The 26,583-nt window shown below is 41.9% G+C and carries 27 protein-coding genes and 1 other annotated feature; all 27 genes read left to right on the forward strand.

The features are described 5' to 3' along the window. The first annotated feature begins 105 nt into the window (after nucleotides 1-105). The 27 genes from gpr to glyS all read left to right on the forward strand — a co-directional run bounded on the left by gpr (nucleotide 106) and on the right by glyS (nucleotide 26,508). Nucleotides 106-1,197 carry a GPR endopeptidase gene (gene gpr, locus LCL89_RS01370; protein ID WP_197316512.1) on the forward strand — a complete coding sequence of 364 codons (1,092 nt, stop codon included), beginning with the start codon at nucleotides 106-108 and terminating at the stop codon, nucleotides 1,195-1,197. A gap of 260 nt (nucleotides 1,198-1,457) precedes the next feature. Then, nucleotides 1,458-2,597, forward strand: coding sequence for a stage II sporulation protein P (gene spoIIP / locus LCL89_RS01375; protein ID WP_224807292.1), 1,140 nt, complete (start codon nucleotides 1,458-1,460; stop codon nucleotides 2,595-2,597). A gap of 10 nt (nucleotides 2,598-2,607) precedes the next feature. After that, nucleotides 2,608-2,877: a hypothetical protein gene (locus LCL89_RS01380; protein WP_197316510.1), complete on the forward strand. Its 270-nt coding sequence runs from the start codon at nucleotides 2,608-2,610 to the stop codon at nucleotides 2,875-2,877. 105 nt (nucleotides 2,878-2,982) lie between these two features. Continuing rightward, a complete protein-coding gene (gene lepA / locus LCL89_RS01385; RefSeq protein WP_224807296.1) occupies nucleotides 2,983-4,797 on the forward strand; it encodes a translation elongation factor 4 in 1,815 nt (604 codons plus the stop codon). 74 nt (nucleotides 4,798-4,871) lie between these two features. Then, complete coding sequence (gene hemW / locus LCL89_RS01390; RefSeq protein ID WP_224809524.1) at nucleotides 4,872-6,011, forward strand: radical SAM family heme chaperone HemW; 1,140 nt, start codon at nucleotides 4,872-4,874, stop codon at nucleotides 6,009-6,011. Between the two features lie 99 nt (nucleotides 6,012-6,110). Continuing rightward, nucleotides 6,111-7,133, forward strand: coding sequence for a heat-inducible transcriptional repressor HrcA (hrcA, locus tag LCL89_RS01395; protein WP_197316508.1), 1,023 nt, complete (start codon nucleotides 6,111-6,113; stop codon nucleotides 7,131-7,133). Nucleotides 7,134-7,255: 122 nt separating this feature from the next. Further along, a complete protein-coding gene (gene grpE / locus LCL89_RS01400) occupies nucleotides 7,256-7,786 on the forward strand; it encodes a nucleotide exchange factor GrpE (protein ID WP_224807297.1) in 531 nt (176 codons plus the stop codon). Between the two features lie 39 nt (nucleotides 7,787-7,825). Next, entirely contained in the window at nucleotides 7,826-9,655 is a 1,830-nt protein-coding gene (gene dnaK, locus LCL89_RS01405; RefSeq protein WP_224807298.1) for a molecular chaperone DnaK, read from the forward strand. A gap of 131 nt (nucleotides 9,656-9,786) precedes the next feature. Continuing rightward, complete coding sequence (dnaJ, locus tag LCL89_RS01410; protein WP_224807299.1) at nucleotides 9,787-10,914, forward strand: molecular chaperone DnaJ; 1,128 nt, start codon at nucleotides 9,787-9,789, stop codon at nucleotides 10,912-10,914. A 412-nt stretch (nucleotides 10,915-11,326) separates the two neighbouring features. After that, a complete protein-coding gene (gene prmA, locus LCL89_RS01415; RefSeq protein WP_224807300.1) occupies nucleotides 11,327-12,265 on the forward strand; it encodes a 50S ribosomal protein L11 methyltransferase in 939 nt (312 codons plus the stop codon). 13 nt (nucleotides 12,266-12,278) lie between these two features. Beyond that, complete coding sequence (locus LCL89_RS01420; RefSeq protein ID WP_224807301.1) at nucleotides 12,279-13,034, forward strand: 16S rRNA (uracil(1498)-N(3))-methyltransferase; 756 nt, start codon at nucleotides 12,279-12,281, stop codon at nucleotides 13,032-13,034. 78 nt (nucleotides 13,035-13,112) lie between these two features. Continuing rightward, nucleotides 13,113-13,784, forward strand: a complete 672-nt coding sequence (gene deoC, locus LCL89_RS01425; protein ID WP_224807302.1) for a deoxyribose-phosphate aldolase — start codon at nucleotides 13,113-13,115, stop codon at nucleotides 13,782-13,784. Between the two features lie 277 nt (nucleotides 13,785-14,061). Beyond that, nucleotides 14,062-14,235, forward strand: coding sequence for a 30S ribosomal protein S21 (gene rpsU / locus LCL89_RS01430; RefSeq protein ID WP_035546781.1), 174 nt, complete (start codon nucleotides 14,062-14,064; stop codon nucleotides 14,233-14,235). 18 nt (nucleotides 14,236-14,253) lie between these two features. After that, a complete protein-coding gene (locus tag LCL89_RS01435; RefSeq protein WP_197316501.1) occupies nucleotides 14,254-14,700 on the forward strand; it encodes a GatB/YqeY domain-containing protein in 447 nt (148 codons plus the stop codon). 158 nt (nucleotides 14,701-14,858) lie between these two features. Beyond that, nucleotides 14,859-16,211, forward strand: coding sequence for an NfeD family protein (locus LCL89_RS01440; RefSeq protein WP_197316500.1), 1,353 nt, complete (start codon nucleotides 14,859-14,861; stop codon nucleotides 16,209-16,211). Further along, the gene (gene floA / locus LCL89_RS01445; RefSeq protein WP_224807304.1) at nucleotides 16,208-17,200 is read left to right on the forward strand and encodes a flotillin-like protein FloA; all 993 of its coding nucleotides are present in this window, start codon (nucleotides 16,208-16,210) and stop codon (nucleotides 17,198-17,200) included. The genes LCL89_RS01440 and floA overlap by 4 nt, the downstream gene beginning before the upstream one ends. Nucleotides 17,201-17,228: 28 nt before the next feature. After that, nucleotides 17,229-17,753 (forward strand): hypothetical protein, encoded by a 525-nt coding sequence (locus tag LCL89_RS01450; protein ID WP_224807305.1) that lies wholly within the window; start codon nucleotides 17,229-17,231, stop codon nucleotides 17,751-17,753. Between the two features lie 71 nt (nucleotides 17,754-17,824). Continuing rightward, nucleotides 17,825-18,109 carry a sporulation protein YqfC gene (yqfC, locus tag LCL89_RS01455; RefSeq protein ID WP_197316497.1) on the forward strand — a complete coding sequence of 95 codons (285 nt, stop codon included), beginning with the start codon at nucleotides 17,825-17,827 and terminating at the stop codon, nucleotides 18,107-18,109. 14 nt (nucleotides 18,110-18,123) lie between these two features. Further along, nucleotides 18,124-19,305, forward strand: a complete 1,182-nt coding sequence (gene yqfD, locus LCL89_RS01460) for a sporulation protein YqfD (RefSeq protein ID WP_263620629.1) — start codon at nucleotides 18,124-18,126, stop codon at nucleotides 19,303-19,305. A gap of 2 nt (nucleotides 19,306-19,307) precedes the next feature. Beyond that, the gene (locus LCL89_RS01465) at nucleotides 19,308-20,270 is read left to right on the forward strand and encodes a PhoH family protein (RefSeq protein WP_197316495.1); all 963 of its coding nucleotides are present in this window, start codon (nucleotides 19,308-19,310) and stop codon (nucleotides 20,268-20,270) included. A gap of 170 nt (nucleotides 20,271-20,440) precedes the next feature. Next, nucleotides 20,441-20,914: an rRNA maturation RNase YbeY gene (gene ybeY, locus LCL89_RS01470; protein WP_224807308.1), complete on the forward strand. Its 474-nt coding sequence runs from the start codon at nucleotides 20,441-20,443 to the stop codon at nucleotides 20,912-20,914. Next, the gene (locus LCL89_RS01475; protein ID WP_224807310.1) at nucleotides 20,889-21,263 is read left to right on the forward strand and encodes a diacylglycerol kinase family protein; all 375 of its coding nucleotides are present in this window, start codon (nucleotides 20,889-20,891) and stop codon (nucleotides 21,261-21,263) included. The genes ybeY and LCL89_RS01475 overlap by 26 nt, the downstream gene beginning before the upstream one ends. A gap of 63 nt (nucleotides 21,264-21,326) precedes the next feature. Then, nucleotides 21,327-22,232: a GTPase Era gene (gene era, locus LCL89_RS01480; protein ID WP_197316492.1), complete on the forward strand. Its 906-nt coding sequence runs from the start codon at nucleotides 21,327-21,329 to the stop codon at nucleotides 22,230-22,232. Nucleotides 22,233-22,331: 99 nt separating this feature from the next. Beyond that, the gene (locus LCL89_RS01485) at nucleotides 22,332-22,484 is read left to right on the forward strand and encodes a YqzL family protein (protein WP_197316491.1); all 153 of its coding nucleotides are present in this window, start codon (nucleotides 22,332-22,334) and stop codon (nucleotides 22,482-22,484) included. Between the two features lie 21 nt (nucleotides 22,485-22,505). Continuing rightward, a complete protein-coding gene (gene recO, locus LCL89_RS01490) occupies nucleotides 22,506-23,252 on the forward strand; it encodes a DNA repair protein RecO (RefSeq protein ID WP_197316490.1) in 747 nt (248 codons plus the stop codon). A 41-nt stretch (nucleotides 23,253-23,293) separates the two neighbouring features. Then, nucleotides 23,294-23,460, forward strand: a binding site (T-box leader). An 83-nt stretch (nucleotides 23,461-23,543) separates the two neighbouring features. Next, a complete protein-coding gene (glyQ, locus tag LCL89_RS01495) occupies nucleotides 23,544-24,431 on the forward strand; it encodes a glycine--tRNA ligase subunit alpha (protein WP_197316489.1) in 888 nt (295 codons plus the stop codon). Further along, entirely contained in the window at nucleotides 24,424-26,508 is a 2,085-nt protein-coding gene (gene glyS / locus LCL89_RS01500; protein WP_224807312.1) for a glycine--tRNA ligase subunit beta, read from the forward strand. The genes glyQ and glyS overlap by 8 nt, the downstream gene beginning before the upstream one ends. Nucleotides 26,509-26,583 lie beyond the last annotated feature (75 nt).

Genomic DNA, 26,583 nt, shown 5'->3' on the forward strand with positions numbered 1-26,583 from the left:
TTTACCAGAGCACGTAGGTGTTTTCAATAGTTATATGTAGCAAACCCTGATTTTGCATAGTTTCATGATGCATAGGAAAAAATGTGGTAAAGGAGGTCGACGTTGATGGACGAGCAAAATTTCATAACTACACGAACAGACTTGGCCCTTGAAGCGCAGGAAATGAATGTGAGAGACAACCCTTCTTCTTCCGATCATGATGGAGTAAAGGTTGTAGAAAATAAAAAAGATGACATGAAAATCACTTATGTAACGGTAGACGAAGCCGGTGCTGAACGAATCGGTAAAAAAGCGGGACACTACGTCACAATCGAGTCACAAGCTATCCGGAAACAAGACACAAAACTTCAAGCGAACTTAGCTAAAACAATATCCGGCCAATTAAGAGAACTATTGAAAGATACAGGTGTAAAAGATGAACAACGTGGATTGATTGTCGGGCTTGGGAACCATAGAGTCACTCCGGATGCCCTCGGTCCATTGGTCACAGAAAAAGTGATGGTGACAAGTCACCTTTTTGAACTTCATCCAGAGACAGTTGCGGATGGGTATCGGCCTGTTTCTGCTTTCACTCCAGGCGTTATGGGAGTTACAGGAATCGAGACGAGCGACATGGTTCATGGAGTGATAGAAGAAACGAAACCTGATTTCGTCATCGTCATCGATGCTTTAGCATCCAGGTCTATTAACCGTATCAACGCTACTATCCAGTTATCAGATACAGGAATTCATCCAGGGTCTGGAGTAGGAAACAAAAGAAAAGAAATCAGTCGCGAGACATATGGAATTCCGGTCATCTCCATCGGGGTACCTACAGTCGTGGACGCTGTAACGATTACAAGTGATACAATTGATTATGTATTGAAGCATTTCGGCAGAGAATGGAAGGAGAAAGACCGTCCCTCAAATGCCTTGTCACCTGCGATGAATCCTTTTGAGAGAAAAACGCTGACAGAAGAAGATCATCCGAACGAAGAACAAAGCAAAGCCGTATTAGGGATGTTCGGTCAGTTGGAAGAAGCAGAGAAGAAACAATTGATCAAAGAAGTTTTGACACCTTTAGGACATAATTTGATGGTCACGCCGAAAGAAGTAGATGATTTTATCAAGGATATGGCGCATGTCATTGCGACAGGTATCAATGGGGCGTTACATCCAGGGGTGGAAGACGGAGAAGCTCAATCCTATTCCAGATGAATAAAAGGAAAATGATGCGATCCAAAGGTAGAGGAGAAAATAGTTGAACGTCCGCTTTCTATAGCACATGCTCTCCTTGAACTTAAAACCTTGAGCTATACTATTACAAAACTCTCTTTATACATGTATCAGAAGCGTCCGTATATAACCAATAAGCACCAACCTATAATATAAAAGAAGAATGAATAGAGTGGTTCTATTAAAATTCTCTCTCTCATACGATTTACTAGATAGAGTCAGTATGAGGAGAGGATTTTTTTATGGCCATCAACCAGAAGTGGAAAAGAAAACCGAAGAATAAAGTGAAACTCTGGACGCAATGGTTAGGAATTGCTGCCGTTCTTTTATTACTTCTGTTCATAGGAATCGGTCTTTTGACTGGAGCCAAGACGACTTACCGTCTATATTCAAACACGATACAAGAATGGACCACCCAGCTGAAAGGGAGTTCATTCATTTATCTTTTTGAAATGGAGAATAGAGCTTACGGAGCTGCTCATCCAGAAGGTCAGAGGCTCCCTTCCTTTTCTAATTTATCATTTCAAATGCTTACGAGTTTGACCCCTAATGACCCGAGAAGCTTACTAGGACGTGAAATTCCCGGCTTATCATCATATAACTCTCAGATCATCATCGCAGGTGAAGGCACGGATTTTACAAACTTGCCGATTGAATCCGAACCTCCGCTTGAAGTTGCTAGTAAAGGGAAGACAGAGTCGGGAGAAGAGAAGGAAATGGACGAGTCAAAGACTCCTACTGGACAAGAAAAGGTATTTATTTACCACACACATAACACAGAATCTTTTTACCCGCACCTGCCGGATAAGAGTACAGCCTATGATGGTAAGGTCAATATCACTTTAGTGGGTAAACGGCTGGCTGAAAATTTAGAGCGGAGGGGTATTGGAGCTACAGTGGATTTTACAAATATCAGTGAATTATTAAGAGAGAGGGGATTAAAGCACTATCAATCCTATGAGGCCATAAGACCTGTGGTTAAAGAAGCTATGAGCAGCAATGACAGCTTATCTTATTTCTTCGATTTGCACAGGGATAGTCTGCCAAAAGAAAAAACAACCGTTACGATCAATGGAAAAGAATATGGGAGAATCATTTTCGTCATCGGTGCTGAAAACAGTCAATATGAAAAGAATTTGAAATTCGCATCAGATATGCATAAGCGTTTAGAAGAGAAGTATCCGGGGATCAGCCGCGGGGTTATTACGAAAAAAGGCGCCGGAGTAGACGGTGTTTATAATCAAGATTTGAATCCCAACTCCATCTTAATAGAATTCGGTGGTGTCTATAATCATCTGGATGAGTTGTATCGTTCGACGGATGTAGTCGCCGATGTCTTTAGTGAATACTACTTCCAATCCGAAAAAGTCTCAGGAGATTAGGAGGGGAACTATGAAGTGGATAGCGGCCATTTTGGTATGTGCAAGCTTATTTATCTTCGGAGCTCTTTATGGGATTGAAAAGAACAATTTAAAACAGGGTGAAACGCCTGTTCACATTGTTGAGAAGTCTGAGGGAGTGGCAGCAACGAATTGCAGCCCTCCTCCTGCTTCTGAAGATTTTCCTTGGATCGTTGAATTGGCTGGAGGGTTGGGAGAAGGAGTTGCATTTACATTCAATGGAGTGGTTCTGGTTCTATCTGAAATGATCCAGGCTGGATGAATGTTAAATTCAAAGGCAGTTATCGGTTTAAACATTGAATAATAGTGCTCCTATTGCTATAATCAGGCTAGCTTATTGTGTCGAAATCAGTAGGAGTGATTTAAGTTGACTAGTCAAAATAGACAAGAGAGAGTTCGTAACTTCTCGATTATAGCCCATATCGATCATGGGAAATCGACGTTGGCGGACCGTATCCTTGAAAAAACAAAAGCTTTAACACAAAGAGAAATGAAAGAACAATTCCTGGATGCTATGGATTTAGAGCGGGAACGTGGTATTACAATCAAGCTGAACGCTGTTCAATTGAATTATCAGGCAAAAAATGAACAAGATTATACGTTTCACTTGATCGACACCCCTGGACACGTCGATTTTACATATGAGGTGTCCCGGAGCTTAGCGGCTTGTGAAGGGGCGATTCTGGTCGTCGATGCTGCACAGGGAATTGAAGCTCAAACACTTGCCAATGTATATTTGGCACTTGAGAACGATTTGGAAATCATCCCTGTCATCAATAAGATTGATTTACCTGGTGCTGACCCTGAACGTATCAAACAGGAAATTGAAGATGTAATCGGAATTGATGCGTCTGATGCGATACTAGCCTCCGCAAAAGAAGGAGTCGGTATTGACGAGATTTTAGAACGAATTGTTACAGATATTCCTGCTCCAGCCGGAAATGTGAACGATCCGACGAAAGCATTGATTTTTGATTCCTTATATGATTCATACCGTGGTGTAGTTGCTTATACATGCGTGAGAGAAGGCTCGATCAAAGTCGGCGACAAAATTCGTATGATGGCTACAGGGAAAGAGTTTGAAGTCAATGAAGTCGGTGTATTCCGCCCGACTCCGACAAAGCTTAAGGAATTGACTGTCGGGGATGTAGGCTATTTGACTGCTTCCATAAAAAATATTGGAGACTCCCGTGTAGGTGATACGATTACACTCGCGAATAATCCGGCAGCAGAACCTCTGCCTGGTTATAAGAAAATGAATCCAATGGTTTTCTGCGGGATGTACCCTGTAGATGCAAATAATTATAATGATTTAAGAGACGCTTTGGAGCGTTTAGAGTTGAACGACTCGTCCCTTCAATATGAAGCGGAAACTTCACAGGCACTTGGGTTCGGCTTCCGCTGTGGTTTCTTGGGGATGCTCCATATGGAGATCATTCAAGAAAGAATCGAACGTGAGTTCAAAATCGATTTGATTACCACTGCACCAAGTGTTATTTACAAAGTCAAAACAACTGACGGTAAAGAGATGAATGTCGACAACCCATCCATGATGCCGGAAAACCAAAAACTTGAAGAAGTACAAGAGCCGTTCGTAAAAGCGACAATTATGGTTCCGAATGAGTACGTCGGCCCTGTCATGGAAATTTGTCAAAGAAAGCGCGGTAACTTCATGGATATGCAGTATATGGATGACAACCGGGTCAATGTCGTATATGAAATTCCACTTTCTGAAATCGTTTATGACTTCTTCGATTCATTGAAGTCACAGACAAAAGGGTATGCTTCATTCGACTATGAATTGATCGGTTACCGTACGTCGAACCTTGTGAAGATGGATATTCTGCTGAATGGAGATACGATCGATGCCTTGTCGTTCATCGTTCACCGAGATTTTGCATACGAACGTGGTAAACTGATTGCTGAAAAGCTTAAAAAGCTGATTCCAAGGCAACAGTTCGAAGTCCCTGTCCAGGCTGCCATCGGAAATAAAGTCGTAGCAAGAAGTACAATCAAAGCCATGCGTAAAAACGTACTATCCAAATGTTACGGCGGTGACATTTCCCGTAAGCGTAAACTTCTTGAAAAACAAAAAGAAGGTAAAAAGCGTATGAAGATGGTCGGTTCTGTTGAAGTACCGCAGGAAGCGTTCATGTCTGTGCTGGACTTAAGTGAAGAGTAATATAAATGAACAGATCACATAAAGCCGCAGGAGTTGAAACTCTTGCGGTTTTCCTTATGAAAGGTGGAACATCTATGAACATCCCATCCGCATATATACACATCCCCTTCTGTCAACAAATCTGCCACTATTGTGATTTCACAAAGTTCTTTTATAACGAAAGACTTGCAGATGAATATTTAGTCGCTCTGGAAAAAGAGATCCATACGTATATCCCGGAGGGTAAAGCGGAGGTAGAAACGATTTTCGTAGGCGGTGGAACACCGACAGCCGTCAATCATAGTCAGTTGAAAAAGCTTTTAGAGATGATTGATGATCATTTCGATATACAAAATTGTGAAGAATACACATTTGAGGCTAACCCTGGCGATTTGGATATGGAAAAAGTGAAAATGCTGAAAGAATATGGAGTCAACCGAATTTCCTTAGGTGTACAAGTATTCGATGATGCAATGCTGGAAAAGATAGGTCGTGTGCATCGCGTCAAAGATGTGTATACCAATGTAGATCGTCTATTGCAGGTAGGTTTATCGAATGTGAGTATCGACTTGATGTACGGGCTTCCAGGTCAGAGTGTTGAACATTTTGAAAAGACGATTGATGAAGCCATGCAGTTCGGGCTTCCCCATTATTCTTCTTACTCTTTGCAGATTGAACCGAAGACGGTCTTCTATCAAAGGTATAAAAAAGGGAAATTAGTCAAACCTCCTGAAGAAGACGAAGCAGAAATGTATGAGATGCTAAAGAGAAAGTTAGCCGAAGACGGAGTAGAACAATATGAAATCAGTAACTTTGCAAAGCCTGGATTTGAAAGCAGACACAATCTGACTTATTGGAACAATGAATTTTACTATGGAATTGGTGCTGGCGCACATGGATACCTTCCAGGGAAACGGACGATCAACATAAGGCCCTTACCTGCCTATGTAAAACAAGCGATGTCTGACGGAAAACCGATTCTTCATGAAGAACCTGTTGGATTGAAAGAACGAATGGAAGAAGAGATGTTCTTAGGTTTGAGAAAAACGGAAGGTGTTTCATTGGACCGCTTTAATGCTAAGTATGGCAGGACCATTCGAGATGTTTTCGGAACGTCGGTTCCTGAACTGATGGAAAGGGATTTGATTGAAGAAAAAAGCGGGTTTATGCGATTGACTGACCGTGGGCGGATCTTAGGAAATGAGGTATTCAGAGAATTTTTAATTGATGAGTAAAAATGAATGGTTTTACCGTTGACATCTGCACCCCCTTTTGATAATTTATTATTAGATTTAGCACTCAGTTAAAGCGAGTGCTAACAGAGGTGATCATCGATGTTAACTGAAAGACAACTGCTCATATTGCAAGTCATTATTGATGATTTCATCCTGACGGCGCAGCCGGTGGGTTCGCGCTCTATATCAAAAAAGGATGTTGTGACATTCAGTTCAGCAACGATCAGAAATGAAATGGCAGACCTTGAGGAAATGGGCTTTATTGAAAAGACCCATTCATCTTCTGGAAGGGTTCCTTCTGAGAAAGGATACCGTTTTTATGTAGATCATTTACTTTCTCCACTGAGTCTGTCTAATGATGAAATCCGTACGATACGTGACGCATTTGATGACAAGATGTTAGAGTTTGAGCGTGTAGTTCAAAAGTCTGCGGGTATATTGTCTGATTTGACAAACTATACTTCTATCATTCTTGGCCCTGAAGTATTCGAGACAAGGTTGAAACAGCTGCAAATTGTTCCTTTAAGTGCACAATCTGCAATAGCGATTCTCGTTACGAACACAGGGCATGTAGAACACCGTGCCTTTAACATCCCTGTTGAAATCCTTTCTGAAGACTTGGAGAAGATGGTGAACATTCTTAACAGCCGTCTTCAAGGAGTACCTCTGGTGAAGCTTCATGAAAAGCTTCATACAGAAATCAGCGATTTGTTGGAGAAACACACCCAGCATCATGAAAAAGCTTTTTCCTATTTGAAAGCAGCACTGATGGATGAACATTCGACTAAACTTTATATTGGTGGAAAAACCAATATACTCAGACAGCCGGAGTTCAGAGACTTAGAAAAAGTCCGTTCATTGTATGCTACGATTGAAAAGGAAAATGAAATGGCTGATTTACTCCGTTCAGAAGAGGAAGGGATTCACGTCAAGATCGGACAGGAAAATTCGTTTGACGCCATGCAGAACTGCAGCTTGATTACAGCAAGTTACACGCTTGGTGACGATCAAGTAGGGACTATTGCATTGTTAGGTCCCACACGCATGGAGTACAATCGAATGTTTTCTCTTATGAATGTCTTGTCTAAGCACATGACGAACACTTTCCGAGGCTGGTACTAATGATCAGCTAAAAATGAAGATGGGGAACTTTTCCCATCGCTTCTTTTTGTCTATTGCTTTTTCAGGATATTTATTCATGTTATAGTCAGTAACGGTGAAAGGGAAAGTAGGAGGTGGAAGTCATGGAAGAGAACAAACAAGAGCAAGAAGTCATCGACGCTCAAGAAGAGCAAGATGTTGTAGAAGAAGGAAATGAAGAAAACAATGAAGAGCTTGAAACTCTTCGTCAGGAAAAAGAAGAGATCAACAACCGTCTCCTTCGTCTACAAGCAGATTATGATAATTTCCGCCGCCGAACTCAGAAAGAGAAGGAAGCGGATAGGAAATATAGATCCCAAAGCTTAGTCGAAGAACTGATTCCTGTACTGGATAATTTCGATAGAGCTCTGCAGGTCGAAGTGGATGGAGATTCTTTCAAAAACTTTGCTGATGGAATGGAAATGGTATATCAACAATTCAAGTCAGCACTTGAAAAAGAAGGTGTCGAGGAAATTCCTGCTGTAGGAGAAGAATTCGACCCTCATTTACACCAAGCCATCATGCAGGTGGAAGATGAAAATTACGAATCCAATATTGTAGTGGAAGAACTACAAAAAGGATACCGCTTGAAAGACCGGGTCATTCGCCCGTCTATGGTAAAAGTAAACCAATAAATAGATGAATGAAGAGATTGTAAAGGAGGACATTTAACCATGGGTAAGATCATTGGTATTGATTTAGGTACAACAAACTCTTGTGTAGCTGTAATGGAAGGTGGAGAAGCGAAAGTCATCCCTAACCCTGAAGGGAACCGTACAACTCCATCAGCTGTTGCGTTTAAAAATGGTGAGCGTCAAGTAGGTGAGGTAGCGAAGCGTCAAGCTATTACCAACCCGAATACGATCCTTTCCATCAAACGTCATATGGGTACAGATTACAAAGTGGAAGTAGAAGGTAAAGAGTATACTCCACAAGAGATTTCTGCGATCATTCTTCAGTACATCAAGAACTACGCAGAAGACTATCTTGGTGATACTGTAGATAAGGCAGTTGTAACTGTCCCAGCTTATTTCAACGATGCTGAGCGTCAAGCTACAAAAGATGCTGGTAAAATCGCAGGTCTTGAAGTAGAGCGTATCATCAACGAGCCTACAGCTGCTGCACTAGCTTACGGCATCGATAAAGAAGATCAAGATCAAACAATTCTTGTATATGACCTAGGTGGAGGTACGTTTGACGTATCCATCCTGGATATCGGTGAAGGTACATTTGAAGTTGTATCTACTGCTGGTGATAACCGTCTTGGCGGAGATGACTTCGACCAAGTCATTATCGACCACATGGTTGCTGAATTCAAAAAAGAGAACGGAATTGATCTTTCTCAAGATAAAATGGCTAAACAGCGTCTTAAAGATGCCGCTGAAAAAGCTAAGAAAGACTTATCCGGCGTAGCTCAAACGCAGATTTCTCTACCATTCATCACAGCTGGAGAAGCTGGACCACTTCACCTGGAAATGAACTTGACTCGTGCGAAGTTTGAAGAGCTTGCTTCAGATCTAATCGAGCGTTCTATGAAACCGACTCGCCAAGCACTTAAAGATGCTGGCATGAGTGCAAGTGACATTCATAAAGTCCTTCTTGTAGGTGGTTCTACACGTATTCCAGCAGTACAAGAAGCAATCAAGAAAGAGATTGGTAAAGATCCTTCTAAAGGTGTCAACCCGGATGAAGTAGTAGCCCTGGGTGCTTCCATTCAAGGTGGAGTACTACAAGGTGATGTAAAAGACGTCGTACTTCTTGACGTAACTCCACTTTCTCTTGGTATCGAAACAATGGGTGGCGTAACTACGAAATTGATCGAGCGTAACACGACAATTCCGACAAGCCATTCCCAAGTATTCTCTACTGCTGCTGACAATCAGACAGCTGTAGACATCCACGTACTACAAGGTGAGCGTGAAATGGCTCAAGACAACAAAACGCTTGGCCGTTTCCAATTGACGGATATCCCACCGGCACCTCGTGGCGTACCTCAAATCGAAGTATCCTTCGATATTGATGCGAACGGTATCGTGAACGTACGTGCGAAAGACATGGGTACAAACAAAGAACAATCCATCACAATCAAATCTTCGTCCGGTCTTTCTGAAGAAGAAGTTGAAGAGATGGTACGTCAAGCGGAAGAAAACGCTGAAGAAGATAAGAAGAAGCGTGAAGCGATCGAACTTCGTAACGAAGCGGATCAGCTGATCTTCACAACTGACAAGACGATCAAAGATCTTGGTGAGCAAGTCAGTGAAGAAGAGAAGCAGAAAGCTGAATCTGCGAAAGAAGAACTTCAAACTGCTCTAGAAGGTGAAGACCTTGAAGCAATCAAAGAGAAGAAAGAAGCTCTTCAAGAGCAGGTTCAAGCGCTGTCTGTGAAGCTTTATGAGCAAGCACAACAACAAGCAGAAGCACAGCAAGGTGAAGAAGCTGGCGGATCAGATGAAGATGTTGTTGACGCTGATTATGAAGAGGTCAACGACGAGAAAAAGCAGTAATTATAAGGCTGAATGAAAAAGTCAAAGTCAGGTTCTTCTTGACTTTGACTTTTTTCACGTCAGTTGCTTAAAAGTCATAGGTAGTGTTAATATAAACGTTATGTAATAGCGCCCGGGAGAGTGATCGACTAGTGAGTAAACGCGATTATTATGAGGTTCTTGGAGTTTCCAAAGATGCCTCTAAAGACGAAATCAAAAAAGCATACCGAAAACTGGCTCGTAAGTATCACCCAGACGTCAGTGAGGAAGAAAATGCTTCAGAAAAATTCAAAGAAGCTAAAGAAGCTTATGAAACATTAAGTGATCAACAAAAACGTGCGCAGTACGACCAATTTGGTCATGCAGGTCCTAACCAAGGTGGATTCGGGGGATTCGGCGGAGGCGCTGAAGACTTCGGTGGCTTTGGTGATATCTTTGATATGTTCTTCGGTGGCGGAGGACGCCGCAGAGATCCGAACGCTCCTCGTAAAGGTGCGGACCTTCAATATACGATGACTCTTCAATTTGAAGAAGCCATCTTCGGTAAAAGCACGGATATTGAAATTCCGAAAGAAGAAGAGTGTGATACATGTGATGGTTCAGGGGCTAAACCTGGAACCACGCCTGAGACTTGTTCTCACTGTCAAGGAAGCGGTCAAATCAACCAAGAACAAAATACACCATTTGGCCGAGTGGTGAACCGTCGTGTATGTCACCATTGTCATGGGAGCGGTAAATTCATCAAAGATAAATGTAACACTTGCGGAGGAGATGGCCGCGTAAAAACACGCAAGAAAATCCATCTTGATATTCCTGCAGGTATTGATGAAGGACAACAAATCCGTGTCCAAGGAAAAGGTGAAGACGGTGTGAATGGTGGTCCGGCTGGTGACTTGTTCGTCGTCATCCGAGTTCAGCCACATGAATTCTTTAAGCGAGAAGGCGACCACATTTTCTGTGACATCCCATTGACCTTTGCTCAAGCTGCTCTTGGTGATGAAATTGAAGTTCCGACTGTCCGCGGTAAAGTGAAGCTGAAGATACCAGCAGGTACCCAAACAGGTAAAACGTTCCGAATTAAGGAAAAAGGTGTACCGAACGTCCATGGCAGAGGACAAGGTGATCAACATGTGAAGACGAAAGTCATCACACCGAAGAATTTGACTGAAAGACAAAAAGAGTTGTTGCGAGAGTTTAACGACATCAGTGGAAATGAAGCAACAGATGAACAACACGGCAACTTTTTTGAGCGTATGAAGCGAGCGTTCAAAGGCGACTGATTTAAGTTAAAGGAGAGTGTCTGTTACGAAGGTTTTGCAGGTTCTGACTGGAATTACCTATAGATTCGTGCAGGCACTCTTTTCTTTTTGGCTCTGTTATTGCTTGGTGTTGTTATTACACATGTGAGCTTATATCAGCTCTTTCGGTCCTGGGTTTTGTATGAGGCGGCCTTTTAGAATGACTCCCTTTCCGAGGGGTACCGTGAGCCTCCTCAGGTTGATGCCTTCCGGGGTCTCAGCGTTCCCCGCGGAAAGCGGACTGTTTTCCCTGCCATCCCATGCTCGGAGTAAATAAAGGATCGAATACCTAATTCCAGACGGGGACTATTTAGTATTCGTTTAAAATATCAACAACAGACTATAACAGAGCCTTCTTTTGATATGAAAAACAGAAAAAATGGAGTTGATCACAATGAAATGGTCTGAAATCTGTATCCATACTACAAACGAAGCAGTAGAACCGGTTTCCAACGTATTACATGAATCAGGGGCAAGTGGAGTAGTCATAGAGGACCCGAAAGACTTGGAAAGAGAAACAGCTCCTCTTGGTGAGATTTATGAATTAAATCCAGAAGATTATCCGGAAGAAGGAGTCTATGTAAAAGCATACCTTCCTGTAAACAGTTTTTTAGCTGAAACAATTGATGAAATCAAACAATCCATAAACAATTTGAGAACTTATGATATCGATATTGGCAGAAATGATGTAACCATAAGTGAAATCAATGAAGAAGACTGGGCGACAGCATGGAAGAAGTATTATAAGCCGGTCAAGATTTCTGAAAAAATCACTATTATTCCGACCTGGGAAGAATATACTCCTGTTTCAAGTGATGAAATCATCATAGAAATGGACCCGGGAATGGCGTTCGGGACAGGTACGCATCCAACAACCGTTTTGAGTATACAGGCGTTGGAACAATACTTAGAAAAAGATGATCTCGTCTTGGATGTGGGTACAGGGTCAGGAATCTTGAGTGTTGCAGCTGTATTACTCGGCGCCCGTCATGCCCATGCTTACGATTTAGATGATATTGCAGTGAAAAGTTCTCAAATTAACGCAGAGTTGAATGGTGTTGAAAACCAGGTAACTTCGAAGTTGAATGATTTGCTGGATGGAGTAGATATGGAGGCTGACTTGATCGTATCTAATATTCTTGCAGAAATCATCGTTCAATTTACTGGTGATGCTTATCGAGTTGTAAAGCCAGGCGGTTATTTCATTACTTCTGGAATTATATCCGGTAAGAAAGAAGAAGTTCGTGACCGCTTGAAAGACTCCGGCTTTGAAATCGTCGAAACAAATCGGATGGAAGATTGGGTAAGCATCATTGCAAGAAAGCCGGAATAAAAGGTGAACACCAATGCAAAGGTATTTTATTGAGTTAGATAATTGGAAAGAAAATAGTATTTTGATCACTGGTGATGATGTTCATCATATAGCTCGTGTCATGCGTATGACGGAAGGTGATGAACTCGTCTGTGTCCATCCATCAATGGGAGCTGCCGTATGTGAAATAAAAGAGGTTCGTGGTGACCAAGTCCGTTGTGAAATAGTGGAATGGGAACATGAAGACCGGGAAATGCCTGTTAAAGTAACCATTGTGCAAAGTCTTGGTAAAGGGGATAAAATGGAACAAGTTGTCCAAAAAGGAACAGAATTGGGCGCAAATCAATTTATATCCTTCCAAGCGAAGCGCTCTGTGGTGAAGTGGGATGAGAAAAAAGCTTCAAAAAAACTTCAGAGACTGGAAAAAATCGCTAAAGAAGCAAGTGAACAATCTGAACGCAGCCATATTCCTCAGGTTCAGCATGCTTCTTCTTTACAAGAAATTCTGGAAACAGCAAAAGACTATACGCTTTGCTTAATTGCTTATGAGGATGAAGCAAGGCAGAATTCCTGCCAGACCCTCGCAAGAGAACTGCAGAAGGTTCGTGATGGGGATGAGATTCTTATCATTTTTGGACCTGAGGGGGGATTTGCAGACGAAGAAGTGGAAGAATTGAAGAATCACAATTTCTCTCCAGTTCGCCTTGGACCTAGAATTTTGAGGATGGAAACCGCTCCACTTTACTTTTTGTCCAGTCTTTCCTATCAATTGGAAGAAATGCCTGAATGATAAACTAGTGTTTTATACAATTCCTGTGATACAATAGAGGTACGGACAACTTATACATTAGAAAGGTTGATAATAGAAATGGAACAAAATTTAGCGAAAATGATCGATCATACACAATTGAAGCCTGACACAGCAAAAGATAAAATCACTCAAATTTGTGAGGAAGCAAAAGAACACCAATTTGCTTCTGTATGTGTAAATCCTCACTGGGTAACATACTGCCATGAACTACTGAAGGATACAGATGTGAAAGTTTGTACCGTCATCGGTTTCCCGCTTGGTGCTACTACAAAAGAAACGAAAGCGTTCGAAACCCGCCAAGCGATTGAACAGGGAGCAACAGAAGTCGACATGGTCATCAATATTGGTGAATTGAAGTCTGGAAACACAGACTATGTCAAAGAAGATATTGAAACTGTAGTACGCGAAGCTCAAGACAAGGCTATTGTCAAAGTCATTATCGAGACTTCTCTGTTAAGTGAAGAAGAAAAAGTGACGGCTTGTGAACTTGCAAAAGCTGCAGGTGCAGACTTTGTCAAAACTTCCACAGGCTTTTCCGGCGGCGGAGCGACAGTTGAAGATATCAGCTTGATGCGTAAAACTGTAGGCCCTGAAATGGGTGTGAAAGCTTCCGGCGGCGTTAGAGATTACGAAGGTGCAAAAGCGATGATCGAAGCTGGAGCTACTCGTATCGGTGCAAGCTCAGGTATTGCAATCATCAAAGGTGAGCAAGGCACTTCTGATTATTAATGGCTGAAATGATGAACCATTCTTTGCGGGATGGTTCATTTTTTTTAGGGTGTTTGGTGTTTACTTCACTTCTTGAACTAAAAACATGTAGTGGATAAAAATTGAACTTTATCAGAGCCTTTGGTGAAACCAATCATATCTAACTTATTAATAATTCTGTTTTAAGAGGTCGATAAAAAAGTTGACCACACATCCACCATATAATATAATTGGTGAAGGTATGGGGCCTTCCCATACGAGAGAAACAGTTTTTTTGCTTCGGAGGGAGGGAAATTGCATGTCAAATACAACTCGCGTTCGTAAAAACGAGTCTCTTGAAGATGCTCTTCGTCGCTTTAAGCGCGGTGTATCAAAAAGTGGTACATTAGCCGAATATCGTAAGCGTGAATATTACGATAAGCCTAGCGTACGCCGTAAGAAAAAGTCAGAGGCTGCTAGAAAGCGTAAGTAATTGAAGAGGGTGTTTTAATTGACTATTACAGAGCGTCTGACCCAGGATATGAAACTGGCGATGAAAGCGCGGGATAAAGAAAAATTATCCACGATTCGTATGGTCAGAGCTTCATTTCAAAATGAAGCGATAAAACTGGGAAAAGACTCATTATCTGAAGAAGAAGAAATGACTGTTTTATCTCGTGAGGTAAAGCAGAGAAAAGATTCCCTCCAAGAATTCAAAGAGGCTGGACGCGAAGATCTTGTAGAAGGGCTCAATCGCGAATTAGAGATTTTACAAGTATATATGCCGAAACAGCTGACAGATGAAGAACTTGAAGAAATCGTTCAAAATACGATTACAGAAGTAGGAGCAACTTCTAAAGCTGACATGGGAAAAGTCATGAGTGCGATCATGCCCAAAGTTAAAGGGAAAGCCGATGGCTCCAAGGTCAATAAGGTTGTTCTACAGCAATTATCTTAAGTTTAAAGACCTCTCTTATTGTAAGAGAGGTCTTTTTATATTCAGGCTGGATTAAGAAGAATGTTGTGTGACCTGCATTTTTTTTGAAACTTAAATGGCATACATAACGTATATGTACTATTCCATGGAAAGAATACGGATAGGAGGTGTTGTTCTTGATGTCTCAAAAACGTCCTTATTCGCTGTTTCTTTTGTTGGTGCTCTTAAGCTTCTCCCTTTTTCAGGCATGGGATTCTGTAAAAGCTGAAGGGGAAGGCGATCAAGTATACATCATACCTGTGAAGAAAACAGTGGAACAAGGGATGGCGGCTTTTTTAAAGCGAACTACAGATGAAGCTTTTGAAAATGGAGCGGATCATATCATTTTTGAAATTGATACTCCAGGGGGCCGTGTCGACGCTGCCAATGATATTGGGGAAATTTTTCAGGATCTGGACATACCCAATACAGCGTTCATTACCAGCCGTGCTTATTCAGCCGGGTCCTATATCGCGTTGAATGCAGATCAGATATACATGAAACCGCAAGCGACGATGGGGGCATCTGGTGTCATCAACTCGGATGGGACGGCAGCTGATAAAAAAGCACAATCAGCTTGGATTTCTGCAATGGTTGCAGCCGCTGAATCGAATGGCCGTGATCCATTGTATGCCCGTGCCATGGCAGACAGTAGTGTGGATTTACCGAAATACAATGCTGGAAAGGGTAAATTCCTTACTTTGGGTCCCAGAGAAGCTGAAGAAGTCGGATATGCAGAAGGGATTGTCGAAGACCGGACCGAATTACTTAACGAGCTGAATTTATCAGGAGCGACCATCGTCGAAACAAGCCCGACACTTGCAGAAAACTTGGCGCGATTCTTAACAGACCCGGTAGTTATACCGATATTACTTTCGATAGCCAGTTTAGGCTTAGTGGTCGAACTCTACTCTCCGGGTTTTGGAATTCCGGGAATTATGGGTCTGCTGTCGCTCGTGCTCTTTTTCTATGGCCATATAGTCGCCGGGCTAGCTGGATATGAAGCAATCATACTCCTGGTCCTCGGCATCGCTCTGATCATAGCCGAATTGTTCCTGCCTGGAGGAATAGCCGGTATTGCAGGGATTGTAGCGATTGTATCTTCATTGATGCTTTCATCTGCAGATATGGGGCATATGGCGTTAAGTATTGGAATTTCATTGATAGTTACGATTATTGTTTCCATCATCCTGTTCAAAACGCTGGGCATGGAAAAAGGCTTTTTCCGTCATATCATTTTGAATGATGCTACTTCTACGGAAAAGGGGTATGTTTCTTCCGCTTCGCGGTTGGAACTGATAGGAATGGTTGGAAAGACTTTGACTCCGCTTCGCCCTGCAGGCACAGCCGAATTTGATGGAGAGCGTTTAGATGTTGTAACCGAAGGGAACTTCATCGCCGCCAACCAGCGAGTCAAAGTATTGAAGACAGAAGGGTCACGAATTGTTGTCAGAGAGTTCCACGAGGAACAAAATGAGGAGGAGAAAGAATGACATTACAAGAACTTATGCCACTGATTATCGTCGGTGTCATCATTATCGTATTAGCTGTTTTATTTACATTCATACCAGTTATGCTATGGATCAGCGCTTTAGCTGCAGGAGTGAAAATCAACATCTTCACTCTGGTTGGAATGCGTCTTCGTCGAGTCATACCGTCAAGAGTCATCAATCCGTTGATTAAAGCTCATAAAGCCGGAGTCAATGTGAACACGAACCAATTAGAAAGCCATTACCTTGCAGGTGGTAACGTCGACCGTGTAGTCAATGCGTTGATTGCCGCACAAAGAGCGAATATTGAGCTCAGCTTTGAACGTGCAGCAGCTATCGATTTAGCTGGTCGTGATGTCTTAGAAGCGGTACAAATGAGTGTAAACCCTAAAGTGATTGAAACACCATTCATTGCCGGTGTAGCTATGGATGGGATCGAAGTGAAAGCGAAAGCACGGATTACCGTACGTGCAAACATCGACCGCCTTGTCGGTGGTGCAGGGGAAGACACGGTCATCGCACGTGTTGGTGAAGGAATCGTATCTACGATTGGTTCCAGTGAAAACCATAATAAAGTCTTAGAAAACCCAGACTTGATTTCACAAAATGTATTAGGAAAAGGTTTGGATGCAGGTACGGCATTTGAGATTCTGTCCATCGATATTGCTGATATCGATATTGGTAAGAACATCGGAGCTATCCTACAGACAGACCAAGCGGAAGCGGACAAGAATATTGCACAGGCGAAAGCGGAAGAACGTCGTGCGATGGCTATTGCAGAAGAACAGGAAATGCGTGCCCGCGTCCAGGAGATGCAGGCGAAAGTTGTGGAAGCAGAGGCTCAAGTTCCACAAGCCCTTGCAGAAGCTTTGCGTTCAGGAAAAATGGGTGTTATGGATTATATGAATTATCAGAACATCAATGCCGACACAGATATGAGAAATACGCTGGGTAAAATGTCCGGCGAAGACTCAGAAGGTGAAGAAAGTTAATCCCTTTACCTAACAAAGGAGAATAATCATGGGAGAACTTTTCGATCTAATATTCAGTAACTTTTTGATTGTAGCGGCTATTATTGGAGGTATCATCAGTTGGTTCAGGGGGATGTCGAAGGAGCGTGAGGCTGAACAGCCAAATAGACGCCCTTCTCCCCCAACTCCTTCAGCTTCTTCCACTCCTGAAAGAGAAGAGCGTCCTGTCGAGCGTTCCATAGGGGACGCTATGCAGTCAGGGCAGGATAGAATCAATGATTATTATGAAGAAAAACGGAAGCGGTTGGAGGAAGTTTCTGATCGGGAAAATGGAATTGGTTCTTCAGCCGAGGATACTTTCTCTTACGAAACACCGAATAAACCTATTCATACAAGTAGTCACTCCAAAAATAAAAAACAAACAAAAAGTCGAAAGAAATCAACAGATGAATTAGAAATGATTGATTTCAAACAACTGAATAAAAAGAGACTCAGGGAAGGGATTATCATGTCTGAGGTATTAGGTTCACCAAGAGCTTACAGACCTCATCAGTCCCATCCGAGAAAAAGATAATTAAAACGCACGAATTGTAGTGATACAATTCGTGCGTTTTTCGTATAAATGAAAAGAGAGGAGGAGATCGAATGTCAAAATTGCAGAAGCAAATCCGAACTTTGGTTGGACGTTACTTCGATTTACCTTCTGATGTCGTATTGGACTTACCTAGAATAACAACAATTGGTTCTGTCCATTTTTACATAGAAAATCATACCGGTCTTTTACATTTTTCAGATCGTGAGATTAAGATTCAGTATAAACAAGGACATGTACGGATACGAGGAAAAGAATTAGTTGTGAAAACGATGCTTAAAGAAGAGCTGCTGCTGGAAGGGGAATTGCAATCGGTTGAATTCTTTCCAGATTCTTAAAGGAGGGATGAGGAATGGGAAATCAACACGACTTTTTTAAGGGAACGATGAAAATCCGCGTTTCTGGAAAGCTTATAGCTCCTTTTTTACAAGCATGTACGAAAAGGGGTTGTATGATATCGAATATATCATGGGTACGCGAAGACGAAATATTAATGACAATTCGATTAAACGAATGGACAACCATCCGTAAACTCAGAAAAAAGTATAGGTGTAAAGTTTTTATCCTTGAAGGAAAAGGTATGCCTTTCATACAAAAGCGTATGTTTCAACGGACATCCCTCCTCATGGCATTTTTTATCGCAGTGATATTTATTTTCCTATTAGCGAATACCTTATGGTCTATTCGTGTTGAAGGCCTTACACCGGAACTGCAGGCCAATGTTGAACAGAAATTAAAGAGTTATGGGGTGTATCCAGGAAGACTGACATTTGGAATGAATGATCCGAATGAAATCCAGACCAAACTGTTAGACGACCTTCCTGACTTGCTGTGGATAGGGGTAAATAAAAGAGGGACGAGTTATCACTTATATGGTGTAGAGAAGATCAGGCACGATACAGATCTTGACCTGAAGCCGGCTGATTTAGTTGCCCAAAAAAAGGGGATGATTGTCAAGACTTTCATCACCCAAGGGCGTCCTCTTGTTGAAGTCAATCAAATTGTGAAAAAAGGACAACGGCTTGCCGCCGGTCAATTGGTGGAAGATGAAGATATTTATGTGCATGCAGAAGGTGAAGTGGTTGCAGAAACATGGTACAAAGTTGAACAGAATCTTCCATTGCAACAGGTCATTGAATTGACGGATGGGACGATGTCGAAAGAATATCGGTTGCGAATTGGACAAATGAAACTTCCGTTATGGGGGTGGTGGGGTGAATCTAAGAAGGACTTAAGGGAAGAAGAAACAACCAAAAAAATGAGTGTCCTGGGATGGAATCTTCCTGTACAAATCCAGGTTTCAACTTTCTATCAGATCGATCACAGCACCATGAAATTATCCCGGGAAAAATTGCAGAGACTAGGTATAGATACTGGTCGTCAAAGTCTTAAGCAGACCCTGGAGGCTGACGCAGAAATAATGAATGAAAAAGTTTTGCACCAGCGTAGCGAGAATGGTAAAGTTAAATTAATCCTTTTATTTAAGGTTCATGAGAATATCGCAATGACCAAGTATATAAGTCAAGGAGATTGAATATGCCAGAAGATTTGAAGACGATGGACATACAATTGGATAATACGACGGAAGCGCTTGCGCTTTTCGGTACAGAAGATAGAAACTTGAAACAAATTGAAGAACAATTACAAGTGACCATCATATCCCGCGGTGAAAACGTGAGAGTATCCGGTCAACCTGAACATGTGAAGTTGGTAGAGGATATTCTGCTTTCTGTACTCGCAATTATACGTAAAGGATTGACGATTACTGAAAGAGATATCGTTTATGCTGTTGAATTAGCTAAAAAAGGTAAAATCAATCAATTTGAAGCTTTATTCGAAGACGAAATTACGCGGAATACCAAAGGCAAATCGATCAGGGTCAAAACGTTAGGTCAGAGAAATTATGTTTCTGCTATAAAAAACAATGACCTTGTTTTCGGCATTGGACCTGCAGGAACTGGAAAGACATACCTGGCTGTTATCATGGCGGTCAATGCTTTGAAAAATGGTGATGTCAAACGGATCATTTTGACTCGTCCTGCAGTTGAGGCAGGAGAAAGCCTTGGGTTTCTTCCTGGCGACTTGAAAGAAAAAGTCGATCCATACCTGCGTCCACTATACGATTCTCTGCATGACGTGTTTGGTGCCGAACATACAGCACGTCTCATTGATCGTGGCACAATTGAAATTGCTCCCCTTGCGTACATGCGGGGTAGAACCCTCGATGACGCTTTTGCCATTCTGGACGAAGCTCAAAACACGACACCTGAGCAAATGAAGATGTTCCTGACACGTCTAGGATTCGGTTCTAAAATGATCATTACTGGAGATATTACACAAGTGGACCTGCCTAAAGGTGTGAAGTCTGGATTACGAGTGGCCCAAGAACGCTTGAAAGATGTAAAGGGTTCTGCCATCATACACCTTGACCAGACTGATGTAGTACGCCACCCGCTTGTGCAAAGGATCATTCATGCTTATGAAGGTGAACAGTCTTAAGGCCCATTCTGTGGGTCTTATTTGTTATTTATAAGTGAATTATTTCACTCCGTCGATGACATCCTCATTTCCGGATACACTACAAAATAAATGGAATAGGGTTTCAGATACGCTCAGCTCTGTAATTTGAAGAACTGCTTTTATAGGTAGATAACTTAATTAGGAGGTTCATGATGATTCATATCGACTTTCAAGATGAAACCAATTCAGTTGATGAAGCATTTGTTGATCTGATTCAAAGGGTCATTCGTTTTGCGGGAGACAAAGAAGACATAGAAGTGGACGCAGAGGTTTCCATCAGTTTCGTAGATAATGATGAAATTCAGGAAATTAACCGAAATTATCGTCAAAAGGACCAGCCCACAGATGTCATCTCTTTTGCTATGCAGGAAGAAGGTGAAGGAGAGATGAAAATCCTGAACGAAGATATGCCTCTAATGCTTGGCGATATCGTCATTTCGCTTGATAAAGCAAAAGAACAAGCCGAGGACTACGGTCATTCCCTTGAGCGCGAATTAGGATTTTTAGCATTGCATGGTTTCCTTCATTTACTGGGTTATGATCATATGAATGAGGAAGATGAAAAAGCCATGTTCGACAGACAAGAGGAAATTCTGAATGAATTCGGCCTTGAAAGAACCTAGTACAAAAAAGAAATCCGTGGGGTTTCGTTATGCCTGGAAAGGGATTAAGGAAGTATTCAAGACCGAGAAGAACTTCCGTATCCATCTTGGGGCGGGATTTTTGGCGATTCTTGCAGGTTTGATCCTTTCTCTGACTCCTGTGGAATGGGCGGTAATCATCTTAACTATTGCCGTCATCCTGTCTCTTGAAATGGTGAATTCAAGCATAGAACGGATCATCGACTATTTAGCACCGGAAAGGCATCCGATGGCAGGTATGATCAAAGATATAGCTGCAGGTGCAGTGTTAGTGAGTGCGGTGGCTTCAGTGTTTATCGCATTGGTGATTTTTTTACCTAAGGTGCTGTAAAGGCTGGTAGAAGCTGTCACAGTGAAAATGAAACAATCGAAAGTAAAATTTGGAGGATCGAATATGACAGAACAATTCAAGTCTGGTTTCGTCTCTATTGTAGGGCGACCGAATGTAGGGAAATCCACGTTCATGAATCGTGTGATTGGTGAAAAGATAGCGATTATGAGCGATAAGCCGCAAACGACAAGGAATAAGATCCAAGGAGTCATGACGGATAAAGAATCACAAATCATCTTTATCGATACGCCTGGTATTCATAAACCGAAGCATAAACTTGGAGACTACATGGTCAATGTAGCTGAAAACACTTTGAACGAAGTAGACGCGGTTTTATTTATGATCAATGCAGAAGAGGGATATGGACGGGGAGATCAATTTATCATCGATCGACTTCAACGCGTACAGCAGCCAGTCTTCCTGATTATCAATAAAATTGACAGAGTTCACCCCGATGAACTTTTACCTTTGATCGAACAATACAAAGAGAAGCTGGATTTTGAAGAAATCATTCCAATCTCTGCGTTGGAAGGGAATAACGTCAATCATTTGATAGACGTTTTAAAGGGGCACCTGCCCGAAGGGCCTCAGTTTTATCCTGAAGATCAGATTACAGATCACCCTGAGCGTTTTGTCATTAGTGAATTCATCAGGGAAAAGGTGCTGCATCTGACTCGTGAAGAAATACCTCACTCAATCGCTGTCGTCATCGAGGGCATTGAACCGAGGGAAAATTCAAATGCTGTCTATATTCAAGCGGCGATCATAGTCGAAAGAAAATCTCAAAAAGGGATCATTATCGGTAAACAAGGCAGCATGCTTAAAGAAATAGGTAAGCGGGCGCGTAAGGATATCGAATCCCTCTTAGGCAGCAAAGTTTATCTTGAACTATGGGTCAAGGTTCAAAAAGATTGGAGAAACAAACAAATTCAGCTCAGTGATTTCGGATATAGAGAAGACGAATATTAAGAGTTGGAAAAAATTATAACTCATGATTTCAGGTTGAGGAAGCATTCTAAAATTGTAATCAACTTTTAGATATGATTATACGAAAGGCGGTGTTTTCTTGTGCTCGATAAACTTTCATGGAATGTATTCAGGCAGACAGGTAGCGTTGAAACCTATTTATTGATGAAAGAGTATGAGTCCCAAGATCAGAACTCTCGTGAACAAGAAGCTTCCTCAACTGACATTGAATCAACGGATGACCTGAATTTGTAATGTCTAAAGCAGGTGAGCGTTTTGTTGGAGAAAATTGAAGGCATTGTCATACGTACTAGAGATTATGGGGAAACGCACAAAATAGTGACCCTTTTAACCAGGGAAAAGGGCAAAATCGGGATAATGGCACGTGGTGCGAAAAAGCCGAAAAGTCGGATGGCTTCAATCACACAACCATTTATCCATGGAATGTTTTTGATTCAAATAGGGTCTGGGTTAGGTTCTTTGAGCCAGGGAGAAATGATGTCTTCCTTAAGGTCCATCCGTGAGGATATTGTTAAAACGGCTTATGCATCGTATTTGGCAGAGTTGACGGACAAGCTCATTGATGAAAAACAACCAGATCCTTTTATTTTTGAACAATTTCTACAGACACTGGTATGGATGAATGAAGATAAAGATCCTGTCATTTTATCCTTGATGTATGAACTCAAACTATTCAAAAAGGCGGGTTTTGCACCGGTCGTCGATCAATGCGTCAACTGTGGAAATGTAGAAGGTCCCTTTTCATTTTCAATTGTTGAAGGCGGTCTGCTCTGCTTCCGTTGTAAACATAAAGATCCGGAAGCGTTTGGACTTAGTGAGCCTTTACCTAAATTATTACGTTTGTTTTTACATATGGATGCCAGAAGGTTGGGGCAGATATCCATGAAAGACACGAATAAAAAACTTCTCCGTAAAATCATGGATGAGTATTATGATCGTTATGGGGGCTATTTTTTAAAGTCCAAAAAGTTTCTGAATCAATTGGATTTATTCTCAGATTGACAATTCAGTGTGAATTCAGTATGATTTTTTATACCAAATATTACGTTGCGCTGAAGGAAAGTAGTAACTGGAAAATGCAGCTATAGCGAGCTTGTGATGGTGGGAGACAAGTGCTGACGTTTCAGTGAAGGCATTCTGGAGCATCTTTGTTAAAGTGGTCTTCTTAGGAAGGCAAATAGGGTGGAACCGCGGAAACCCCGTCCCTATGTCTATTCAGGCATAGAGACGGGGCTTTTTTACGTACAGCTTGAATGAAGAAATGAATGTATATACCTATGAGGAGGGAAACGTATGAATATTCAAGATATGATCTTGACACTACAAAAGCACTGGTCTGATCAAGGGTGTCTTTTGATGCAGGCGTATGATACAGAAAAAGGGGCGGGGACGATGTCACCGATGACCCTCTTAAAGAGTTTAGGTCCGGAGCCTTGGAATGTTGCCTATGTGGAGCCTTCAAGAAGGCCGGCAGATGGAAGGTATGGTCAAAACCCGAACAGGCTTTATCAACACCATCAATTCCAAGTCATTATGAAACCATCTCCTGATAATATTCAAGAACTATACTTAGATTCTTTGAAAGCATTAGGAATCGATCCTAATAAACATGACATCCGTTTCGTAGAGGATAACTGGGAAAACCCTACATTAGGAGCTGCCGGATTAGGCTGGGAAGTATGGCTTGATGGAATGGAAATTACTCAATTCACCTACTTTCAACAAATAGGGGGATTAGAAGCTCGTCCTGTCTCTGCAGAGATTACTTATGGTTTAGAACGTTTAGCCTCTTATATTCAGGATAAGGAGAATGTTTTTGAGCTGGAATGGACAGATGGAGTAACTGTAGGCGATATTTTCATGCAGCCTGAGTATGAACATTCCACTTACACCTTCGAAGAATCGGATGAAGACATGCTGTTTCAGCTTTTCTCTACGTATGAAAAAGAAGCAGAAAGAATTATGGAAAAAGGTCTCGTTTTCCCAGCTTATGATTACGTATTGAAGTGTTCTCATACTTTCAACTTATTGGATGCCAAAGGTGTGATCAGTGTCACAGAGCGGACTGGTTATATCTCAAGAGTTCGGAACTTGGCAAGAAAAATCGCTAAAACTTATGTAGAAGAAAGAGAGCGACTAGGTTTCCCGATGTTGAAGAAGGAGGATGAAAACCATGAGTAATACAGTATTGTTTGAATTAGGAGTAGAAGAACTTCCCGCTCGTTTTATCAATGATGCCTTACAGCAGTTGGAGTCAAAAACTAAAGCATGGTTCGAAAATCAGCGGATCCCATTCGATGATGTCAAGGGTTTTGCAACTCCTAGGAGGCTGGCTGTCCAAGTAACTGAAGTAGCAGAAAAGCAGCCTGACATAGAAGAAGAGGCTAAAGGTCCAGCTAAAAAAATAGCTTTAGATGATCAAGGTGAATGGACGAAAGCAGCCATAGGTTTTTCCAAAGGTCAGGGGAAAGATGTAGATGACATTTACTTCAAAGAGATCAAAGGCACAGAATATGTGCATGTCAATAAATTTATTGAAGGGGAATCTACAGCAAACCTTCTTAAAGAGTTCCGCTCTGTCTTTCTGGACCTGACATTCGCTAAAAATATGCGTTGGGGGAGTTATGACTTACGTTATGCACGTCCGATCCGATGGATGGTTGCCTTGTTCGGTGAAGAAGTGATTCCGTTTTCCATCGAAAACATCTCGACCGGTAGAACGACCTTTGGACATCGTTTCCTGGGTGAAGAAGTTGCTTTGCATTCAGCGGCAGAATATGAAGACGTTTTGAAGCAGCAATCCATTATCCCTTCCTTAAATGAAAGAAAAAATAATATTCATGAGCAGCTGTTACATTTAGAAAAAGAAAAACAATGGAACTTGGTCATCGATGACGACCTATTGAATGAAGTAACCAATCTCGTTGAACTGCCGACAGTATTCACAGGGGCGTTTAATGAAGAATTTTTAGAAATACCTGAAGAGGCTTTGATTACTTCAATGAAAGAGCACCAAAGGTATTTCCCTGTACGATCCACAGATGGAGACTTGCTTCCTTTCTTTGTAGGGGTGAGAAATGGGGATGACCGCCACCTGGACACTGTAGCCCGGGGGAACGAGAAAGTTCTTAAGGCTCGTTTGAAGGATGCTCAATTCTTTTATGAAGAAGATCAAAAAGGGAGCATCGATGAGAAGCTTGAAAAGCTTACTCGTATGGTGTACCAGGAAGAGCTCGGAACATTAGCGGACAAAGTACAGAGAATCAAGGCAATTACAGGTAAAGTAAGTGACTGGCTGGAGTTGGACGATAAAGAGAAGGCTCAAGCTCAACGTGCAGCAGAAATTTGTAAATTCGATTTAGTCACTCAAATGGTCGATGAATTTACAGAACTTCAAGGTGTTATGGGAGAGAAATATGCACGCTTGTTCGGGGAAGACGAGGCAGTAGCCGTTGCGATCAATGAACATTATATGCCTCGACATGCCAATGGAGAGGTTCCATCATCGAAGGTGGGAGCCATCGTAAGTATTGCGGATAAGATGGATACAATCGTTGGAAGCATCGCTATAGGTATCATCCCTACCGGTTCCCAAGACCCTTATGGGTTAAGAAGGCAGGCCCTTGGCATCCTGCAAACGTTGAATACATTGGGATGGTCACTTCCTGTTGAACAGATTATCGATCTGGTTCATAACTTCTATGTGGAATTAAGTCTACCAACCCGTTCTAAAGAAGAGGTAAACAAAGATTTACACGAATTCTTTAACCTGCGAGCCGCATATTTGCTTCGTGAAGAACAGGTGGACCCGGATGTGGTTGATGCTGTACTAGTGAACGGAATCAATGTTTACAGCACAACTTTGGAAAAAGCGAAGCTCCTCGTAGAAAAGCGTCAAGACGAGACGTTCAAACCTATCCAAGAAGCATTGGGGCGTGTATTGAACTTAGCTGAAAAAGCAGAAACGGATGAGGTCGATCCTGAGCTGTTTGAAAATGAAACAGAAGCGGAGTTGTACAGTACTTTTACTGCGATGCATGAGCCATATGTCGCTGCCTTGGAAAACGAAGATCCCGTCAAAGCGCTGGAGATTCTTTCTGAACTATCTTCGCCTATCCATGAATTCTTCGATCAAACAATGGTCATGGCTGAAGATGTGAAGGTTAAAAACAACCGTTTAGGCTTACTGAAGTCGATTGCCTACGACATTAAGAAGTATGCTGACTTTAATGCCATTGAATGGAAACAGCAGTTTTAAGTATCCTTCTTTTACCCTTTTATAAAAATGAGCTATAATAATTAAATAGTATGTCACATATAGTGATTAGGGTGG

This window comes from Halobacillus yeomjeoni (assembly GCF_020171525.1).
Classification (GTDB): domain Bacteria; phylum Bacillota; class Bacilli; order Bacillales; family Halobacillaceae; genus Halobacillus; species Halobacillus yeomjeoni.